This window comes from Roseovarius sp. EL26 (genome assembly GCF_900327775.1).
In the GTDB taxonomy this organism is placed as follows: Bacteria; Pseudomonadota; Alphaproteobacteria; order Rhodobacterales; family Rhodobacteraceae; genus Roseovarius.
In genome coordinates this window covers 738,027-755,035 of the sequence record NZ_OUMZ01000007.1, presented here as the reverse complement: position 1 = coordinate 755,035, position 17,009 = coordinate 738,027, and the positions used below count along the sequence as shown (strand labels likewise).

Annotated in this window: 16 protein-coding genes; 6 read left to right on the top strand and 10 right to left on the bottom strand. The window is 54.4% G+C overall.

Annotation, left to right across the window (positions count from 1 at the left end; genetic code table 11):
- Nucleotides 1-36: 36 nt before the first annotated feature.
- The 4 genes from argC to D9A02_RS11570 all read right to left on the bottom strand — a co-directional run bounded on the left by argC (nucleotide 37) and on the right by D9A02_RS11570 (nucleotide 6,337).
- Nucleotides 37-1,065, bottom strand: coding sequence for an N-acetyl-gamma-glutamyl-phosphate reductase (gene argC, locus D9A02_RS11585; RefSeq protein WP_120501114.1), 1,029 nt, complete (start codon nucleotides 1,063-1,065; stop codon nucleotides 37-39).
- A gap of 81 nt (nucleotides 1,066-1,146) precedes the next feature.
- Nucleotides 1,147-1,959, bottom strand: a complete 813-nt coding sequence (locus D9A02_RS11580; RefSeq protein WP_120501113.1) for a glutamate racemase — start codon at nucleotides 1,957-1,959, stop codon at nucleotides 1,147-1,149.
- An 18-nt stretch (nucleotides 1,960-1,977) separates the two neighbouring features.
- On the bottom strand, nucleotides 1,978-2,841 hold the full coding sequence (locus D9A02_RS11575; protein WP_120501112.1) for a lysophospholipid acyltransferase family protein: 864 nt from the start codon (nucleotides 2,839-2,841) through the stop codon (nucleotides 1,978-1,980).
- A gap of 76 nt (nucleotides 2,842-2,917) precedes the next feature.
- Nucleotides 2,918-6,337, bottom strand: coding sequence for an indolepyruvate ferredoxin oxidoreductase family protein (locus D9A02_RS11570; RefSeq protein WP_120501111.1), 3,420 nt, complete (start codon nucleotides 6,335-6,337; stop codon nucleotides 2,918-2,920).
- 166 nt (nucleotides 6,338-6,503) lie between these two features.
- On the opposite strand from D9A02_RS11570, the gene D9A02_RS11565 reads away from it, so the two are divergent.
- Nucleotides 6,504-7,409 (top strand): LysR family transcriptional regulator, encoded by a 906-nt coding sequence (locus D9A02_RS11565; RefSeq protein WP_120501110.1) that lies wholly within the window; start codon nucleotides 6,504-6,506, stop codon nucleotides 7,407-7,409.
- A gap of 296 nt (nucleotides 7,410-7,705) precedes the next feature.
- Here D9A02_RS11565 and D9A02_RS11560 read toward each other — a convergent pair whose 3' ends face one another.
- On the bottom strand, nucleotides 7,706-8,836 hold the full coding sequence (locus D9A02_RS11560; RefSeq protein WP_120501109.1) for a Xaa-Pro peptidase family protein: 1,131 nt from the start codon (nucleotides 8,834-8,836) through the stop codon (nucleotides 7,706-7,708).
- Entirely contained in the window at nucleotides 8,833-9,864 is a 1,032-nt protein-coding gene (locus tag D9A02_RS11555) for a pyridoxal-phosphate dependent enzyme (protein ID WP_120501108.1), read from the bottom strand. The genes D9A02_RS11560 and D9A02_RS11555 overlap by 4 nt, the downstream gene beginning before the upstream one ends.
- A gap of 145 nt (nucleotides 9,865-10,009) precedes the next feature.
- On the opposite strand from D9A02_RS11555, the gene purL reads away from it, so the two are divergent.
- The 5 genes from purL (at nucleotide 10,010) to grxD (ending at nucleotide 13,766) form a co-directional block, all read left to right on the top strand.
- Nucleotides 10,010-12,178: a phosphoribosylformylglycinamidine synthase subunit PurL gene (gene purL, locus D9A02_RS11550; RefSeq protein ID WP_120501107.1), complete on the top strand. Its 2,169-nt coding sequence runs from the start codon at nucleotides 10,010-10,012 to the stop codon at nucleotides 12,176-12,178.
- Between the two features lie 86 nt (nucleotides 12,179-12,264).
- Complete coding sequence (locus D9A02_RS11545) at nucleotides 12,265-12,846, top strand: type III secretion system chaperone (RefSeq protein ID WP_120501106.1); 582 nt, start codon at nucleotides 12,265-12,267, stop codon at nucleotides 12,844-12,846.
- A 79-nt stretch (nucleotides 12,847-12,925) separates the two neighbouring features.
- Entirely contained in the window at nucleotides 12,926-13,168 is a 243-nt protein-coding gene (locus D9A02_RS11540; protein ID WP_120501105.1) for a BolA/IbaG family iron-sulfur metabolism protein, read from the top strand.
- A complete protein-coding gene (locus tag D9A02_RS11535) occupies nucleotides 13,165-13,395 on the top strand; it encodes a hypothetical protein (protein ID WP_120501104.1) in 231 nt (76 codons plus the stop codon). Before D9A02_RS11540 ends, D9A02_RS11535 begins: the two co-directional genes overlap by 4 nt.
- Before the next feature lie 8 nt (nucleotides 13,396-13,403).
- A complete protein-coding gene (grxD, locus tag D9A02_RS11530) occupies nucleotides 13,404-13,766 on the top strand; it encodes a Grx4 family monothiol glutaredoxin (protein WP_120501103.1) in 363 nt (120 codons plus the stop codon).
- A gap of 144 nt (nucleotides 13,767-13,910) precedes the next feature.
- Here the strand turns inward: grxD and D9A02_RS11525 are convergent, their stop codons facing one another.
- The 4 genes from D9A02_RS11525 to D9A02_RS11510 are packed head-to-tail and all read right to left on the bottom strand — an operon-like array spanning nucleotide 13,911 to nucleotide 16,973.
- Entirely contained in the window at nucleotides 13,911-14,576 is a 666-nt protein-coding gene (locus tag D9A02_RS11525) for an alpha/beta hydrolase (RefSeq protein ID WP_120501102.1), read from the bottom strand.
- A complete protein-coding gene (locus D9A02_RS11520) occupies nucleotides 14,573-15,202 on the bottom strand; it encodes a DNA-3-methyladenine glycosylase (protein WP_162933045.1) in 630 nt (209 codons plus the stop codon). The genes D9A02_RS11525 and D9A02_RS11520 overlap by 4 nt, the downstream gene beginning before the upstream one ends.
- Complete coding sequence (locus D9A02_RS11515) at nucleotides 15,199-15,930, bottom strand: cobalt-precorrin-6A reductase (RefSeq protein ID WP_120501101.1); 732 nt, start codon at nucleotides 15,928-15,930, stop codon at nucleotides 15,199-15,201. Before D9A02_RS11515 ends, D9A02_RS11520 begins: the two co-directional genes overlap by 4 nt.
- Nucleotides 15,927-16,973 (bottom strand): cobalt-precorrin-5B (C(1))-methyltransferase, encoded by a 1,047-nt coding sequence (locus tag D9A02_RS11510; protein ID WP_120501100.1) that lies wholly within the window; start codon nucleotides 16,971-16,973, stop codon nucleotides 15,927-15,929. The genes D9A02_RS11515 and D9A02_RS11510 overlap by 4 nt, the downstream gene beginning before the upstream one ends.
- Nucleotides 16,974-17,009: the final 36 nt, after the last annotated feature.

The window sequence follows — 17,009 nt, the reverse complement described above, 5'->3', positions numbered from 1 at the left end:
GCACCTCTGTCAATCTTTGCCTAAGTTCGCTTTGCACTATGGAAAGAGCGGCGCCAACATCAGCCCTTCAACCTCATCACAACCCAGCATCAGATTGGCATTTTGCAACGCCTGCCCACTGGACCCTTTTGTCAGGTTGTCCAACGCTGCAATCACAATGGCACGACCCTCAATGCGGTCGCCTGTCACACCAATGTGGCAAAAATTGCTACCCCGGATATGGCGCGTGCTGGGGGTTTGACCAAAGGGCAGAACCTCCAAAAACGGCTCGTCCGTATACGCCCCTGCCAGCGTCTGATGGATCTGCTGCGCGTCACCTTTGACATAGACCGTTGCAATGATTCCGCGGTTGGCGGGCAACAAATGCGGTGTGAACTGAACTTTTACGGGACGACCGGCAACGGCGGAAAACTCCTGATCAAACTCGGCCAGATGACGGTGCGTGCCGCCCACGGCATAAGCATGCGCCCCCTCAGACAGTTCAGCATGCAGCAGGTTTTCTTTCAGGCTGCGCCCTGCCCCACTGACGCCTGTTTTAAGATCAATGATAATCTCATCCAGATCAATCACACCCGCCTGAATGAGCGGCCGCAAAGCATATTGCCCCGTCGCGGCATTGCATCCTGTACCTGCAACAAGCCGCGCCTGTTTGATCTGATCGCGGTAAAATTCTGTCAGGCCGTAAACCGCCTCGTCCTGACAATCGAATGCCTGATGTTCGCCACCATACCAGCGGGCATATTCCTCTGGATCACGCAGCCGGAAATCGGCGCTCAGATCAACGATCTTCAGCGTCTTCGGCAATTCCTTGATCACCGCTTGTGATGTGGCATGCGGAAGCGCGCAAAAACACAGATCAACCTGATCGAAATCAATCTGATCAATTTTCACCAGCTTGGGCAACGTCAGATGGCGCAAATGTGGAAACACATCCGCCATCGCCATGCCAGCTTTGGAGTTGGCACCAAGCGCGACTATCTCCATCTCGGGATGGGTGGCAATCAGCCGGATCAACTCGGCTCCGGTATAGCCCGAAGCGCCCAAAATTGCGATTTTATGGGTCATCTCATGACCTTTCATAGTTCTCTGTTCGTGTATGTATGAAACTCTGTGCGCGGCTTCAATGCGACGCGACAGCTCACCTGTTCAGGCGGCCTCAAATGTGATCTGTCGTCGCAAAAATTGCGTCGCCCGGTCCGAGACTCGCTTGGGATTTCCAGTCGTCATAAAGGTACTGCCATCCGCCTTGCCCAGCATGTTGGGATGGCGGATCAGATAGTCTGCCAGACTCTCCGCGACCAAATCGGCCTGCGAATACACTTTAACTTCTGGGCCCAAGGCCTCCGCAAAAGCCTCTTTGACCAATGGATAATGGGTACACCCCAGAATGGCGGCTTCAGGACTGGGCATCTTCCGCTTAAGCGCCTCAACATGCGAACGCACCAAAGCTTCGGCCAAAATCATATCGCCCTCTTCGATGGCATCGACAATACCACCACAGGCCTGTGCTTCGACATCGACACCGATCGCACGAAACGCCAGTTCCCGCTGAAACGCGCGGCTCGACACCGTTGCAGGTGTCGCGAAAAGCGCAACATGTTTGACCTCAACCTCGCGTGGTGGCGAATTATCACCCCACTGCCGTTCTGTCAGCGCCTCGATCATCGGCACAAACACCCCCAGAACGCGCTTACCTTCTGGCACACCCTCTTCTTGGATCCGGCGCAAAGACGCCGCCGCGGCGGTATTGCAGGCTAACACAACCAGATCGCAACCATGATCCCACAGCCGATACACATGTTCGCGTGTCAGGTTGTAAATATCTTCTGCATCACGCACGCCATACGGCGCATGTGCATTATCGCCATAATAGGCCAATGGCACGTCCGGCAACCGCGCCGAGACCGCGTCCAGAACCGTCAGGCCACCAAGACCGCTGTCAAAAATACCTACTGCCATTCTCAATGCGTCCCACAGTTATTCGAACTCGAAGCCCCGCTCATACGGATCAAGAGGCCCTGGAGACAATTCATACGTCTTGCATCGCAGAAATTCCATCAGTGATTTGCCATCTTTGGCACGTGCGTCCAATTCATCCCGCCCGATCGTATCACCGATGACGACCCGTACTGGTGTATCGACACGTTTTTTGAACTCTTTGATCAAAAGCCCCATACGTAATGTCACATGTAAATGGCTTGCCAATTGGAACAAACGACTGGTGTGCCCCTCAAAAAACACCGGCACCACCACGGCATCGGATTTGGCAATCATCCGAGCTGTAAACCCACGCCAATCCGGGTCCATCGGCCGCGAGAATGGTTTAACTGCCGTGGACACAGTACCACCCGGAAAAATCCCGATCGCACCGCCCTCTTGCAGGTAATTTAAGGCTTTCTTTCGCGTCTCAAGGTTCAACCGCACCGCTTCTTTTGATTGATCGAAACTAACAGGAAGCACAATCCGGTTCAGATCCTCCGCCTTGCGAAAGACCTGATTGGCGAGAATGCGAAAATCCCCTCGCGTCTGGCTTAGGATATGCCCCATCATCATACCATCCAAAATACCATATGGGTGGTTTGCAATTAATATCAGTGGCTTGCCCTTTGGAATGGACGCAAGGTTTCCGCCTGTGACATCCAATGAAAGCCCATAACGATCCACCATCACCTGCCAGAAGTCGCGCCCATTAGCGATCTCTGCATCATACCCTTCGGCACGTTTAATCAACCCAACCCGTCCGGTCAGGTTCTCCATCGTGCGGATCATGGCACGCCCGCCCCGTGTCTGGGCCGAATATGCATAGCTGATGTCAGACACGACTTTCCCTGAAGACCGCATGATCACGATTCCCTATCTTGATGGGGTTAAGCCTATAGCCGATCCCTCATCACAGGATCATGACAATTTCACTACCCTACTGCGCTGCCTGTTGCAGTGGGGCATTTCCATCACGGATAGCCGCCAACAATTCCTCTCGCCGTTTGGCCGCCTTGGCCACAGCTTCCACTTTGATCGACCCAAATCCGCGAATACTCAGCGGTAGTTGCGCCAACGCGATCACGGCATCATGATTGTGCTCGGAAATCTTTGGAAGAATGGCCTTCATATCCGCCTCATATTGTCGGATCAGAGCGCGCTCCATCTTGCGCTCTGCACTATAGCCAAACGGATCAAATGGTGTTCCGCGCAGGCCACGCATCCGCGCCAAAATCTTTAGCGATCCCGTCAACCAACTGCCGAAGGCACGTTTACGAGGCCAGCCATCTGCGCCCTTGCCCCCCAAAACGGGCGGCGCAAGATGATAGGTCATCTCGAAATCACCCTCAAAGGCCTCCTCCGCTTGTTCCCGACTTCTGAGGAGCAACCGGGAAACCTCATATTCGTCCTTGTAAGACAAAAGCTTATGATACCCGAGCGCCAGGGATTGTTTCAGCTTAGAATCTTCAACACCCGCAAGCATGCGCTGATATCGCTTGACCAATCTACGCCCTTGATAATCCCTCAGGTGTGCCTCGCGGAAAGCAATCTTATCCTCTAATGTCTGAGGTCGCTCAACACTCTCAACATGCGCAAGCTCGATAACCGCTTGCGGATCCTGAACGGCCCAACGTCCAATTTCAAAGGCGCGTAAATTGCGCTCCACAGCCGTGCCATTTAGCTCAATCGCCTCTCGGATGGCTCCTGCACTCAGCGGAATCAAACCCGCTTGCCAGGCCCCGCCCATCACGATCATGTTGGAGTAAATCGCATCGCCCATAATCTGCATCGCCAGTACCGTGGCATCAAACAGATGGGTCCGGTCTTTTAGCCGCGCAGTCAGTGACAGTTCCAACCGCTCGGTTGGCAGGCGAAATTCCGTATCGCGGGTAAAATCACCGGTCATGGTTTCGTGGCTATTGACCACCGCACCCGTTTTACCTGATCGCGTCAGTCGTAGCGCCTGCGCCCCGGCACTGACCACCAGATCACCACCAATCAGCGCATGCGCCTCACCCACGGCCACACGAATGGCGCTAATGTCTTCCGGCTTATTGGCCAACCTGCAATGAATATGTACCGCACCGCCCTTTTGCGCGAGGCCCGCCATTTCCATTACACCAGCCCCTTTGCCATCGATCTCGGCCGCTTGTGCCAGAATGGCCCCCAGCGTGACAACGCCTGTGCCGCCAATACCCGTAATCACGATGTTATGAGTGCCGTCGATTGCTGGCAATTTCGGCGCAGGAAGGTTCGGAATTTCTACCGCCTTGCCGCCATGTTTACGTGGTTTTGCCCCCTTTAGCGTGACAAAAGACGGGCAAAACCCATTGAGACAACTGAAATCTTTGTTGCACGCCGATTGATCCACGGCACGTTTACGGCCCAGTTCTGTATCGACCGGTGTGATCGCCACGCAATTGCTTTGCACCCCGCAATCACCGCACCCCTCGCAGACATCCGTATTGATAAACACACGCTGATCCGGATCAGGAAAATTACCCCGTTTTCGACGGCGACGTTTTTCCGCGGCACAGGTCTGAATGTAGACAATCGCGGACACACCTTCGAGCTTCGCAAAACGCTCCTGTACTCGCATCAACTCAGCGCGTTCATGCGCCTCTACTCCCGCAGGAAACTTTTTCAGATCAACATCTTCCTTGTCGTCATAGACCACAGAAACATTTCGCACCCCCATGGCCCGCAGCTCAGCCACAATTCGGGGCGCATCCAGCCCACCCTCATTGGTTTGCCCACCAGTCATCGCCACGGCATCATTGTACAGGATCTTAAAGGTCACATTCACACCCGCCGCCAGCGCAGCCCGAATGGATTGAATTCCAGAATGGTTATAGGTGCCGTCGCCCATGTTTTGAAACACATGCGCGCGGGTGGAAAACGGTGCCTCACCAATCCAGTTTGCCCCCTCACCACCCATATGCGTGTATCCGGTGGTTTCGCGGTCCATCCACATCGCCATGATGTGGCAGCCAATCCCGGCATAGGCCCGGCTGCCATCCGGCAGCTTGGTCGAGGTATTATGCGGACAACCAGCACAAAAATACGGCAAGCGCGCTGCTATATCTTCTGCATTATCCGCCTGTCGGGCCTCATCAATCCGCGCCATACCGGCTTGCATCTGATCGGTATTGCGACCCTCTTCAATTAGGATATTACCGATCTTTTCGGCAATCATGACCGGATTCAATGCCATACGGGTCGGAAACAGCTCTTCTTGATGCAAACCACCCGCACCGCCCTTGTACCAACCGTAAACCCGCCGACCCCGACGGTCATCAAAAATGGCTTCCTTGATTTGCAGCTCGATCAGTTTGCGCTTTTCTTCAACCACGACAATCAGGTCCAAACCCTCGGCCCAGTCATGAAAGCTGTGCATATCCATTGGAAACGTCTGACCAATTTTGTAGGTCGTGACGCCCAGCCGTTCGGCCTCCTCTCCATCAATGCCCAGCAAGCTGAGCGCATGAACAAGATCCAGCCAGTTCTTACCGGCCGCAACAAAACCAATCTTTGCGCCCGATTTTCCCCATACCCTATTGTCAATTTTATTTGCACGAGCAAAGGCTTCTGCAGCAAACCTCTTGTGATCAATGATACGCGCCTCTTGCGTGATCCAATGGTCATTCAAGCGGATATTCAAACCGCCATCTGGCATATCAAAATCAGGCTCAACAAACTGCATCCGGTCCGGGCTGCCATCGACAACGCTGGTGACCTCGACCGTGTCTTTCATCAATTTCAGCCCAGACCAAACCCCGGCATAGCGCGACAAGGCATACCCATAGAGGCCATAATCAAGGATCTCCTGCACGCCCGCTGGTGATAAAACCGGCATATACGCATCCACCATCGCCCAATCCGATTGGTGACACACGGTTGAACTTTCTCCGGTATGGTCATCCCCCATGGCCATCAATACACCGCCGTATTTCGATGTGCCTGCCATATTGGCGTGGCGCATCACGTCGCCGGATCGGTCAACCCCCGGCCCTTTCCCGTACCAAAGCCCAAAGACGCCATCGTATTGGCCCTCGCCGCGCAGTTCGGCCTGCTGCGTGCCCCACAGTGCGGTTGCCGCCAGATCTTCGTTCAGGCCTTCCTGAAACTTGATTTGCGCCTCTGCTAGCTTGTGCTCAGCCCGGTGCATCTGCATGTCAACGGCCCCCAAAGGCGACCCCCGATATCCCGAAACATACCCCGCTGTATTCAGACCTGCTTGACGATCCCGATGGGCCTGCATCAGCATAAGGCGAACCAATGCCTGCGTTCCGTTCAATAATATCTGCGATTTTGTCAGATCAAACCGATCATCCAATGAAACCTGCTGCCTGGTCATAACGTACCTCCGGTCACGGGATTTCCCTTTAATATAACTCTATATTAGGTCATAATTTATGACCTACAAAGAAGATTTTTATTAAATCTTCATCGCAACACTGTGATTCCACATTGGTTTTCTGCTATTGCGTTGATCAGATGAAACCGTGCTGAAAGTGTCGCATATGGATTGGGATAAGCTTAGAATCTTTCACGCCGTCGCAGATGTCGGTAGCCTGACCCATGCCGGGGATCAGCTCCACCTGTCGCAATCGGCGGTCTCGCGGCAGATCAGGGCCCTCGAAGAGGCGCTGCACACTACCCTTTTTCACCGCCATGCCCGCGGACTGATTCTCACCGAACAGGGCGAATTGCTGTTCGATGCTACTAAGGCGATGATGAAACGACTTGATACGGCCACCGCCCGCATCCACGACAGCGAAGAAGAAGTCTTTGGCGAGATTAAAGTCACGACCACCAACGCCTTTGGCACGCTATGGCTCGCCCCGCGCCTGCCCCATCTGTATGAAAAATACCCCGACCTGAAAATTGACCTCATGCTCGAAGAGCGTGTGCTTGACCTGCCCATGCGCGAAGCCGATGTCGCCATCCGCATGAAAGAGCCCAGCCAGGCCGACCTGATCCGCAAGCGCCTGATGGATGTACACATGCGGCTTTATGCATCCAAAGAGTATCTTGAACAGCACGGAACGCCCGGGACGATCAAAGATCTAAAAGACCATCGTCTGATCTGCCAAAGCCCGAATGCCCATCAGGTCAGTGCCGGTGGCCGGTTGATCCAAGATCTTATCACACATGGCGTTTCAGTCGGCTTGACCGTCAACAACTACTATGGCGTCTTGCAGGCAGTGCGCCATAACCTTGGGGTTGGCGTTCTTCCCGATTATCTTATGCAAGATTATCCCGAGGTGCTCCGCATCCTACCCGATGTGCAATCCAGTGACGTGCCGGTTTATCTGGCCTACCCAGAAGAATTGCGTCACTCAAAACGAGTCGAAGCCTTCAACGCCTTTGTCAAAGACGAAATTATCGCTCATCGCAAACGCGAACGGGCCCAGCTGACTAACTGAAGCAGTTCCTGCGTGGTGTTACAGATTCATCACTTGCGGTTGCTCAGATGTAATAATCACATAAATGCATTATAATTCAATATCTTATGGGTGATTTAAATTTAATAAATTAGCCATGCAATAATTGCATAGCAGGCATGATCAAATGTATGCATGATTTTTCTTGAATGCGTGATCGCGCATCCCTATCTGGGTCTCATGACAGTGACGGCGCACAGCGCAACACTCTCATACCTCCCTGTTGGACTAAGGCCGAGCTTATAGCTCGGCCCCTTTTTTTTGCGCAATCGAAATTTTTACAGTTGCACGATCGCAGGGTCAGCCAGCGGTGAGATTACCCGTGGCGCGCCCTCGGTAATCACGATGTTTTCTTCATGTACCATGATCTTTCCGGGCGATACTTCGGTGCCCGGCTCCAATGTGATAACCATGCCGGGTTTCAGCACTGTTTCATCTCGTGGTGTCAAAGAAAGCCCTTCGGTCAACTGCATGCCCAAAGCATGACCCAAACGCCCCGCTTCTTCGCCAGCGCCCGCAATATCAGCCATCGCCTTCCAGACATCACGCGCCGTTGCGCCGGGACGTGCGGCCTCAAGCCCCGCATGGGTCGCCTCGATCAGTCGCGCATGGGCTGATTTAACGGCGTCAGACGGCGTTCCGATGGAAAAGTTGCGATCATAATCGCAAAAATAACCATCCCAAATGGCCCCAGTATCCAGCATCAACACATCACCGGCCGACATCGGGTTGGGTGACGCAAGAGAAATCACATCGTCATACCCGCCCGGTGCAGCAGCGCCGGAAATATAGGGTACCCAATCTGCGCCCTCCTCTAACAGCAACCTTTGAAAGTCGCGAAAGACCTGTTCAACGGAAATACCTTCACGCGCAATCTCACCCATTCGGGCAAAAGAGCGCGCGGCAATGCCGCAAGCCACTTCGATCTTTGCAATCTCAGCCTCTGATTTTACCGCCCGCAGATCAGCCACGATCCCGGCGTCACCGGTAAATTCCAACCCACTGAGCGTCTTCACACGCTCAAAGTCAGTCAAGGGCATCCGAAGATGCGTCTCGTACCCAGAAGGTACCCCAATCGGCCCGCCAACTTCGCGCAGGGTCTCCGCCAAAAGTGTAACACCGTCATCCTCAAGGTTCGGGGCGGACCAAGTGCGAATGTCGTTGATCCACCCGCGTCCCATCAGCACGGACCCAATCGACGGAATCACCGCAATCGGCTCACCCGCGGCAGGCACAATCAAGAACCAAGGGCGGCTAGGGCTTTCCCAGAACCGGGTCAGAAATCCGCTGAAATAACGGACATTCGGCTCAGTCGTCAGCAAGATTGCCCCAAGCCCCTGTTCCGCCATCAACGTCTGTGCATTGCTAACCCGGTTACGAAACTCGGCTTCAGGAAACCCGCGCGTCATGCCTCGGCCTCTTCGCTCAGAATGCACAGAACCCGCGCATCAGGACCTAGCCCCATAAGATCAAGTGCGGCAATACCCGCCGCTCCAGATTCGGTCGAAGCCAGATCAAGCGCGGCAATCTTTGGTAAAATCGCACTGCCCTCGTCTTCAGAAATCAAGGCAAAGGCATCCGCATCCCGCGATAGACCTTTGAGCGCGATCAACGACGCCTCTTTGCAATCCAAGCGCCCCATGTTCGACACTGGCCCTTTGGTACTCACCATATGCCCCGCTTCAATGCTTTCCTTCAGCGCAGGCGCAGCCACCGGTTCCACTACAATGATTCGCGGTGCATTCCCCCAGGCCGAGCGAAAATAGGCAGCACAAGCCCCCGCCAGACCACCAACACCTGCTTGCAGCATGATATGCGTGGGTGCCTCTGGCATCTGCGACACGGCCTCGGCGGCCATTGCTGTATAACCTTCCATCAAACGATGGGAGAGTTCAAAATATCCGGGCCATGAGCTGTCCGACAACAAGGTCCAGTCATTATCCTTAGCTGCCTTTTGAGCGGCTGCCATGCTGGCCTCATATTCGGCCCCGGCACGCACCACATCAGCGCCTAACCCACGCAAACGCTCAGCAAACCCTTCCGGCACGGTTTCCGCCAGATAGACTACCGCACGCGCGCCAAACTGGGCAGCCCCGGCCGCTACAGACATTCCATGATTTCCAGCACTTGCAGTCACATACACCCGCCCAGACAGGGCCGCAGACAGATCATCAACGCCCGTCTCAGCAGCCTGATGCGCTATCACATAGGCCGCGCCAAGCGCCTTGAAGCTGCCCAGATCCATCCGGCCACGTTCATCCTTGACCCACAGCTTGGTGCCAAAGGCATCCAGCGCATGCAGCGGCGTCTCCTTGCAACCAAAACAGCGCGCCATCAGCTCGGCAGGCGCAGCGGCATTTACACTCGGATACGGGATTTCCGACAGATCTCCGTCAGTCAAGCCTGAGCCGCGATGTGGGTTCTCGATGATGTCCATAATGTCTCCTCTCTCTTGACGCCCACAGGATGGGAAAATTCCCCCTGCGTCAAGCCAAGACACCTTCCTTTACACACCCTCTTCCCCCCTGCCGCACAATGCCCTAAAGAGACCGCAAAACCAGCCACCCGAGGATCAGTCCCAGATGCAAGAACCTGCCATCACGCCCGACCTTATCGAAGCCCACGGTCTTAAGCCCGATGAATATGAACGCATTCTGGAAATCATTGGACGCGAACCCACATTTACTGAGCTGGGCATCTTCTCAGCGATGTGGAACGAGCACTGCTCTTACAAGTCCTCGAAAAAATGGCTGCGCACCCTTCCAACAGACGGCCCACAGGTGATCTGCGGCCCTGGCGAAAATGCAGGCGTGGTTGATATTGGCGATGGTCAGGCTGTGATCTTCAAAATGGAAAGCCACAACCACCCGTCTTACATCGAACCCTATCAGGGCGCAGCCACCGGCGTTGGCGGCATCTTGCGCGATGTCTTTACCATGGGTGCACGCCCCATCGCCTCGATGAACTCGCTCAGCTTTGGCGAACCTGATCACCACAAAACCCGCCAGCTGGTGCACGGTGTTGTGGCTGGTGTTGGCGGTTACGGCAACTGCTTTGGCGTGCCCTGCGCGGGTGGCGAGGTTCGCTTTGATCCCGCATACAACGGCAACTGCCTTGTGAACGCTTTTGCTGCTGGTTTGGCCGACAGCGACAAGATATTCTATTCCGCCGCCTCAGGCGTTGGCATGCCGGTGGTTTACCTCGGTGCCAAAACCGGTCGTGACGGCGTTGGCGGCGCCACTATGGCCTCAGCCGAGTTTGACGACACCATTGAGGAAAAGCGTCCCACCGTTCAAGTTGGTGATCCCTTCACCGAAAAACGCCTGATGGAAGCCACGCTGGAGCTGATGCAAACCGGCGCTGTGATCTCGATCCAGGATATGGGTGCTGCGGGCCTGACATGTTCCGCTGTGGAAATGGGTGACAAAGGCAACCTTGGCGTCAAGCTGCAATTGGATAATGTTCCACAGCGCGAAGACAACATGACCGCCTACGAGATGATGCTCTCGGAATCGCAAGAACGCATGCTGATGGTGCTTAAGCCCGAGAAAGAATCTGAGGCGCGCGCTGTATTCGAGAAATGGGACCTCGACTTTGCCATCGTCGGTGAAACCGTCGCCGAAGACCGCTTCTTGATCATGCACGGCAATGAGGTCAAAGCAGATCTTCCATTGGCCACGCTCGCCGGTTCAGCCCCTGAATATGACCGCCCATGGGTCGAACCAACACCAGCTGAACCACTGGATCCGAATTCAGTGACCTCAGTTGATCCAATTGATGGCCTCAAGGCCCTGCTCAGCTCTGCGAATTATTGCTCGCGCCAATGGGTCTATGAGCAATATGACACATCTGTCATGGCCGACAGCGCTCGTCGCCCCGGCCAGGGCGGTGGATTGATCCGCGTACACGGCACTGACAAACAACTGGCGTTCACCTCTGATGTGACCCCGCGCTACGTCAAGGCCAACCCGATTGAAGGCGGCAAACAAGCCGTCGCCGAAGCCTACCGCAACCTGTCTGCCCTTGGCGCTGTGCCTCTGGCAACCACCGATAACCTGAACTTCGGCAACCCCGAAAAGCCTGAAATCATGGGTCAATTTGTTGGCGCTATCAAAGGCATCGGCGAAGCTGTCGCCGCTTTGAACGTGCCAATCGTATCGGGTAACGTCTCGCTCTATAACGAAACTGACGGTCAGGCGATCTTGCCGACACCAACAATTGGTGCGGTTGGTCTGATTGTGGATCCTGAGACCGCCATCACCGATGTTGCCCGTGATGGTCATGTGGCGTTGGTGTTGGGCGAAACCACAGGTCACCTTGGCCAATCGGCCCTACTGGCCGAGGTTTTCAACCGCATCGAAGGCGATGCACCTACCGTTGATCTGGATGTTGAAAAGCGCCTCGGCGACTTCATTCGCGCCAATCACCAATGGATCAAAGCCTGTACGGACCTCTCAGATGGTGGTCTGGCCATGGCTGCATTTGAGATGGCCGAAGCTGGCGATGTTGGCGTCTGCCTTGACAGTGACGACACCGCCTTCCTGTTTGGCGAAGACCAGGGCCGTTATCTGATCGCGTGTAACTTCGATCAGGCCGAGGCCCTGATGATTGCCGCCGGTCAAGCCGGCGTGTCGATCCAGTCGGTTGGCCGCTTCATGGGTGACACGGTTCATTTTGGCAGCAGCTCGTCCGCCCCGCTAGCTGAACTTTCTGATCTATTCCGTGGCCGTTTCGCCGAATTGTTCGACTAAACGCACAGGCGATCACGTTTCCTTTAGCATGGCTGTTCCATCGCGGGCAGCCATGTACATTGACGGCAACCTTGAAAGGATGCCTGATGAAACGCCTGTTCGCTGCCGCAACGCTCGCCCTTCTCCCTGTCATTGCGATGGCACAAGAACCTGTTCCTGATACCCCCACCCCAGACACAAATACTGAGGTGGATCCTCAGGCCGCACCTGTTGAGCCTGCTATGACACTGGAACGTATGAACCAGATCATTACCACGCTTGATCCCGGTGCACAGACAAATGGCAAGCTGTGGCAACTTACCATCGCCGAAACGGAATTATTGATTGTCACAGACCCCGACAGTGATCGCATGCGCATCCTGTCCCCCATCCAGAATGCGGATGAAGTATCTTCAGACAAACTGAACCGCATGATGCAGGCCAATTTTGATACGGCCCTTGATGCACGCTACGCGCTTGCAAAAGGCACGCTTTGGTCAACCTATATCCACCCGCTGTCGCCCTTAGAAAAGGATCAGCTGATCTCAGGCATCGGTCAGGTGGTCAATCTGGTGAAAACCTACGGCACGCTCTATTCTGGTGGCGCCCTACAGTACGGCGGTGGCGATAGCGCCCCGCTGCAACGTCAATTGATCGATGATTTACTTAAGAAAGGTGAGGAAATCTAACCTCACGCCCCTTCAGTCCATCTTGCGCTTGGCCCCGGTGCGCTCTACATCCTAATCAAAGAGCAAAAGGAACGCACCCATGGCCATGCAAGCCCAGGAACTTGAGGATCTGATCCGCACAACATTTCCCGACGCCCAGATCACAATTACCGATCTGGCTGGCGACGGAAACCACTATGCGGCTGAGGTCATCGATGAAAGCTTTCGCGGCAAAAACCGGGTGCAGCAACAGCGCGCTGTCTACGCCGCCCTCAAAGGCAAGATGGACGGCCCCAGCGGCGATCTGCACGCACTGGCCCTGACGACAAAAGCGCCTGAATGAACCATTTCTGGATCATATGGGTCGGCCTATCCGCCGTCGTTGTCATTTTGACAGCCATTGCCCTGATCCGCCATCGCCGCAAACCCAAACAAACACGGGGAACCACGCCATCCCAAAATGGCTTTGTTGTTACATCAAACTATGCGGGCGACCATGATATGATAAGCGCTCGTGTTATCTCCCGTGATCCGCAAGAATATGCCAAGACATGGCACTCAGAAAAGTGAGACCAAAGATGACTGACGTAAAAACCCAAATCGACGAAACCGTCAAAGCCAACGACGTGGTGCTTTACATGAAAGGCACCAAGGACATGCCGCAATGCGGATTCTCCTCACGCGTGGCGGGCGTGTTGAACTACATGGGCATCGACTATGCCGATGTGAATGTGCTGGCAGACGATGCCGTTCGTCAAGGCATCAAGGATTACTCCGATTGGCCAACAGTGCCACAGCTGTATGTCAAAGGTGAATTTGTTGGTGGATGTGACATCATCACCGAGATGACCTTGTCAGGTGAGCTGGACACATTGTTCGAAGACAATGGCGTGACTTACGACAAAGACGCAGCCAACAAAATCCGTGAAGCCAACGCCTGACATTTACCTATTTTTTTAAGAAAAATGCCCCGCCATTTGGTTCGGGGCATTTTTTGTGTACCAAATCTGCGTACAACCTGTACCAGTTGTACGCAAATTTACATATATTACGCCGTAGGCCGCGCTTCAGCCCGGCTCCTCCAATCACAAACCCAATTTATCCCGCATAAACGCCAACGCCACCTGTAAACCATCCGGTGCGATCCCGTGGGCAGTGCCCTTCATCACATGGGCATAAACATCTTTCCAGCCAGCCGACTGCAATGCCTCTGCCGCTTCCGGCAAGGATTGCGGCGGCACAACATCATCGGCATCACCATGCACCAACAGGATCGGAGGGCGACTGACGGCTTCATCCGCCAGCAACTCTGGTGCCAGCAGGCGGCCAGAAAAGGCAACAATACCGGCAACCGGATCTTCACGTCGTGGGGCGACATGTAGCGACATCATGGTACCTTGGGAAAATCCAAACAAAACAACCTGTTCCGGCAAAACATCTTCGTCCACCATCAACGCATCAAGAAACGCATTCAGATCATCAGAAGCGGCCATAAGTCCGCGCTGCGCCTCCTCCTCGGATGAGCCATCAATCCACGGGATCGGGAACCATTGATAGGCATTGGGCATGCCCGGAATGCTCTCAGGTGCATCAGGTGCCACAAACAACGTATCCGGCAGATGTTCTGCCAGCGGGTCCGCCAAGCCCAGCAGATCAGCCCCATTCGCGCCATAGCCATGCAAGAACACAACAATCGACCGCAATTCCCCTGATAACGGCTCTTTCCGTTCTGCCTGCAATACCCGTGTCATCTGATCCCTTCCCTGTTTTTATCTACCCGGTAGTACGCCCAAAGTATCCGCGCAGCAACCGATCTATAGGGCTGCCAAGCTACCGCCATCTGCCTGAATTCTTTCTCTTTTGGCCGCTCCGGCAGGTCATAAAGAACCCTTGCCGCCTCTTGCAACGCCAAATCCCCAGGCGCAAAGACATCAGCGCGTCCGAGGCTGAACATTGCATAGATTTCCGCGGTCCAGGCCCCAATTCCTGGCACCACTACAAGCGTCTTTATCACTTGATCGGACGGCATCTCACGCAGTGCATCAAAATCAATCCGCGCTTCAGCCAACGCTTTGGAATATCTTATTTTCTGACGACTAAGCCCGGCATCGCGCAGATCATCATCACTGGCCCACATGATCTTGCGCGGCCCCGTCAACTTGGCCTCCTGCATACGCTTCCAGATCGCCGCAGCAGAGGCCACACTTACCTGCTGACTGATGATCGCGCTTAGCAATTCCGCAAACCCATCAGGCTTACGTCGAAGAGGCAACGGCCCCGTCAATGCGCGCGCATGCGCCATACGCGGGCAAATCGAGGCCAGATAATCCGCCCCTGCCTCGACATCGGCGAGTGTTTCAATAATGACCTCTGTCACAGATCAGCCACCCAACTCAGCGCGGCTTCAACAGTCTGGACGATTGTGGCCCCCGGTAAAAGCGCAGGCCGCCGGATAATGGCAACCTTGATGTCCAGTTCCCGCGCGGCTTCCAATTTGGAATAAGACGCTTGCCCGCCCGCATTTTTGACCACCAACCAATTGACACGTAAATCTTTGAAAAGGTTTATCTCTTCTTCAACCGAGAATGGCGGGCGTCCAATACGGAATTCACCATTTTTAAATGGAAATGGGCCATCCGGCGGATCGATCTGACGACAAATCAACCGGCAATCCGACAAGTTTTCAAATCGCGTTAACGTCTGTCGACCAGTTGCAAGGAACACCACAGATCCAGCCTGAATGTGCTGAACTGCTTCTTCTTCATGGTCGATAAAGGTCCAATGGTCACCGGTTTGCGGCTCCCATCCTGGGCGCGATAGCTGACAGTATGGAATATTTTGTTCTTGGCAAATCCGCCAGCTGCGCTCTGATATATTTGATGCAAATGGATGTGTTGCATCCAGCACAGCCGTAATTTTGTTTTCTGACAGATAGTTAGTAAAAGACTCTTGTCCACCAAAACCACCAATACGGGTTGGAATTCCCATAGCTTTGGGGGCACGGGTGACCCCCGCCAGAGAGGCAATAGCATCCTGTCCTTGTGCAGCCAATTGGGTCGCAATTTTTTGGGCCTGGCTCGTGCCCGCCAGCAACAAAAGCGTCATGCGCCCGCCCTTGCCAAAATCGTACCCTTGCGGTCAATCACAACAATGTCACTCTGGATATCGGCAGGTAACATGGCACGCATTTTGATTAAGGCTTCATTTGCAACCCATTGAGAGAATTTATTTCCTACAACTTCATAGACTTGCAACGCTGTATTCATGTATTTAACGTCACTCTCGCCCAAAGTCTCGGCCAGTGCTTCGAAATCAACCTGACTGCGCCCGGAATGCAGATCACGCGCTCCTTGTGCCAATTTTGTAAGCTTGCCAATGCCACCGCCAATGGTCACGTGCGGCACCGGATTTTTGGCAATGTATTTCAACATTCCACCGGCAAAATCACCCATATCCATCATCGCATGATCCGGCATATCATACAGATTCTGCACGGTTTTTTCACTAGTCGCTCCGGTGCAACCCGCCACGTGGTTCAACCCATCCGCCCGCGCCACATCCACCCCTCTGTGAATGGAGGCAATCCAGGCCGCGCAGGAAAATGGCCGCACAATTCCGGTAGTACCTAAAATCGACAACCCGCCCTTGATACCAAGCCGAGGGTTCCATGTCTTTTGCGCCAACGCCTGACCGTTTGGAATACTGATTTCTATTTCAACATCAGGGTGTTGTGACAATCTTTTCGCCATCTCATCAACGGTTTCGTGCATCATCTGACGCGGCACAGGGTTGATTGCAGGCTCTCCCGCAGGAATGGGCAAACCCGGCATTGTGACCATACCCACACCTATGCCAGCGCGAAACACCACGCCACCATCCGAGGTCCGCACCCGCGCAATAATCATTGCCTGATGCGTCACATCCGGATCATCACCTGCATCTTTGATCACACCAGCGGCAACCCACCCCTCACCTTGCTCCCAATGCGCAATCTCAAATTCGGGGCGTTCTCCTTTTGGAAGGGTAATGCGAACCTTGTCAGGCCGCCCCTCACCCCACAGCCCCATCAAGGCCGCACGCGTTGCGGCGGTGGCACATGCACCCGTGGTCCAACCACGGCGCAAGGGGGTGTCAGGTTTGCGGCTCATAGCGCGACTATAGGCATGGCGCAACTTGGCTGCCAA

Bases quoted from the DNA above. Each gene is read 5' to 3' on its own strand.
- argC (WP_120501114.1), bottom strand. From the start codon at position 1,065: ATGACCCATAAAATCGCAATTTTGGGCGCTTCGGGCTATACCGGAGCC.
- D9A02_RS11580 (WP_120501113.1), bottom strand. From the start codon at position 1,959: ATGGCAGTAGGTATTTTTGACAGCGGTCTTGGTGGCCTGACGGTTCTG.
- D9A02_RS11575 (WP_120501112.1), bottom strand. From the start codon at position 2,841: ATGCGGTCTTCAGGGAAAGTCGTGTCTGACATCAGCTATGCATATTCG.
- D9A02_RS11570 (WP_120501111.1), bottom strand. From the start codon at position 6,337: ATGACCAGGCAGCAGGTTTCATTGGATGATCGGTTTGATCTGACAAAA.
- D9A02_RS11565 (WP_120501110.1), top strand. From the start codon at position 6,504: ATGGATTGGGATAAGCTTAGAATCTTTCACGCCGTCGCAGATGTCGGT.
- D9A02_RS11560 (WP_120501109.1), bottom strand. From the start codon at position 8,836: ATGACGCGCGGGTTTCCTGAAGCCGAGTTTCGTAACCGGGTTAGCAAT.
- D9A02_RS11555 (WP_120501108.1), bottom strand. From the start codon at position 9,864: ATGGACATCATCGAGAACCCACATCGCGGCTCAGGCTTGACTGACGGA.
- purL (WP_120501107.1), top strand. From the start codon at position 10,010: ATGCAAGAACCTGCCATCACGCCCGACCTTATCGAAGCCCACGGTCTT.
- D9A02_RS11545 (WP_120501106.1), top strand. From the start codon at position 12,265: ATGAAACGCCTGTTCGCTGCCGCAACGCTCGCCCTTCTCCCTGTCATT.
- D9A02_RS11540 (WP_120501105.1), top strand. From the start codon at position 12,926: ATGGCCATGCAAGCCCAGGAACTTGAGGATCTGATCCGCACAACATTT.
- D9A02_RS11535 (WP_120501104.1), top strand. From the start codon at position 13,165: ATGAACCATTTCTGGATCATATGGGTCGGCCTATCCGCCGTCGTTGTC.
- grxD (WP_120501103.1), top strand. From the start codon at position 13,404: ATGACTGACGTAAAAACCCAAATCGACGAAACCGTCAAAGCCAACGAC.
- D9A02_RS11525 (WP_120501102.1), bottom strand. From the start codon at position 14,576: ATGACACGGGTATTGCAGGCAGAACGGAAAGAGCCGTTATCAGGGGAA.
- D9A02_RS11515 (WP_120501101.1), bottom strand. From the start codon at position 15,930: ATGACGCTTTTGTTGCTGGCGGGCACGAGCCAGGCCCAAAAAATTGCG.
- D9A02_RS11510 (WP_120501100.1), bottom strand. From the start codon at position 16,973: ATGAGCCGCAAACCTGACACCCCCTTGCGCCGTGGTTGGACCACGGGT.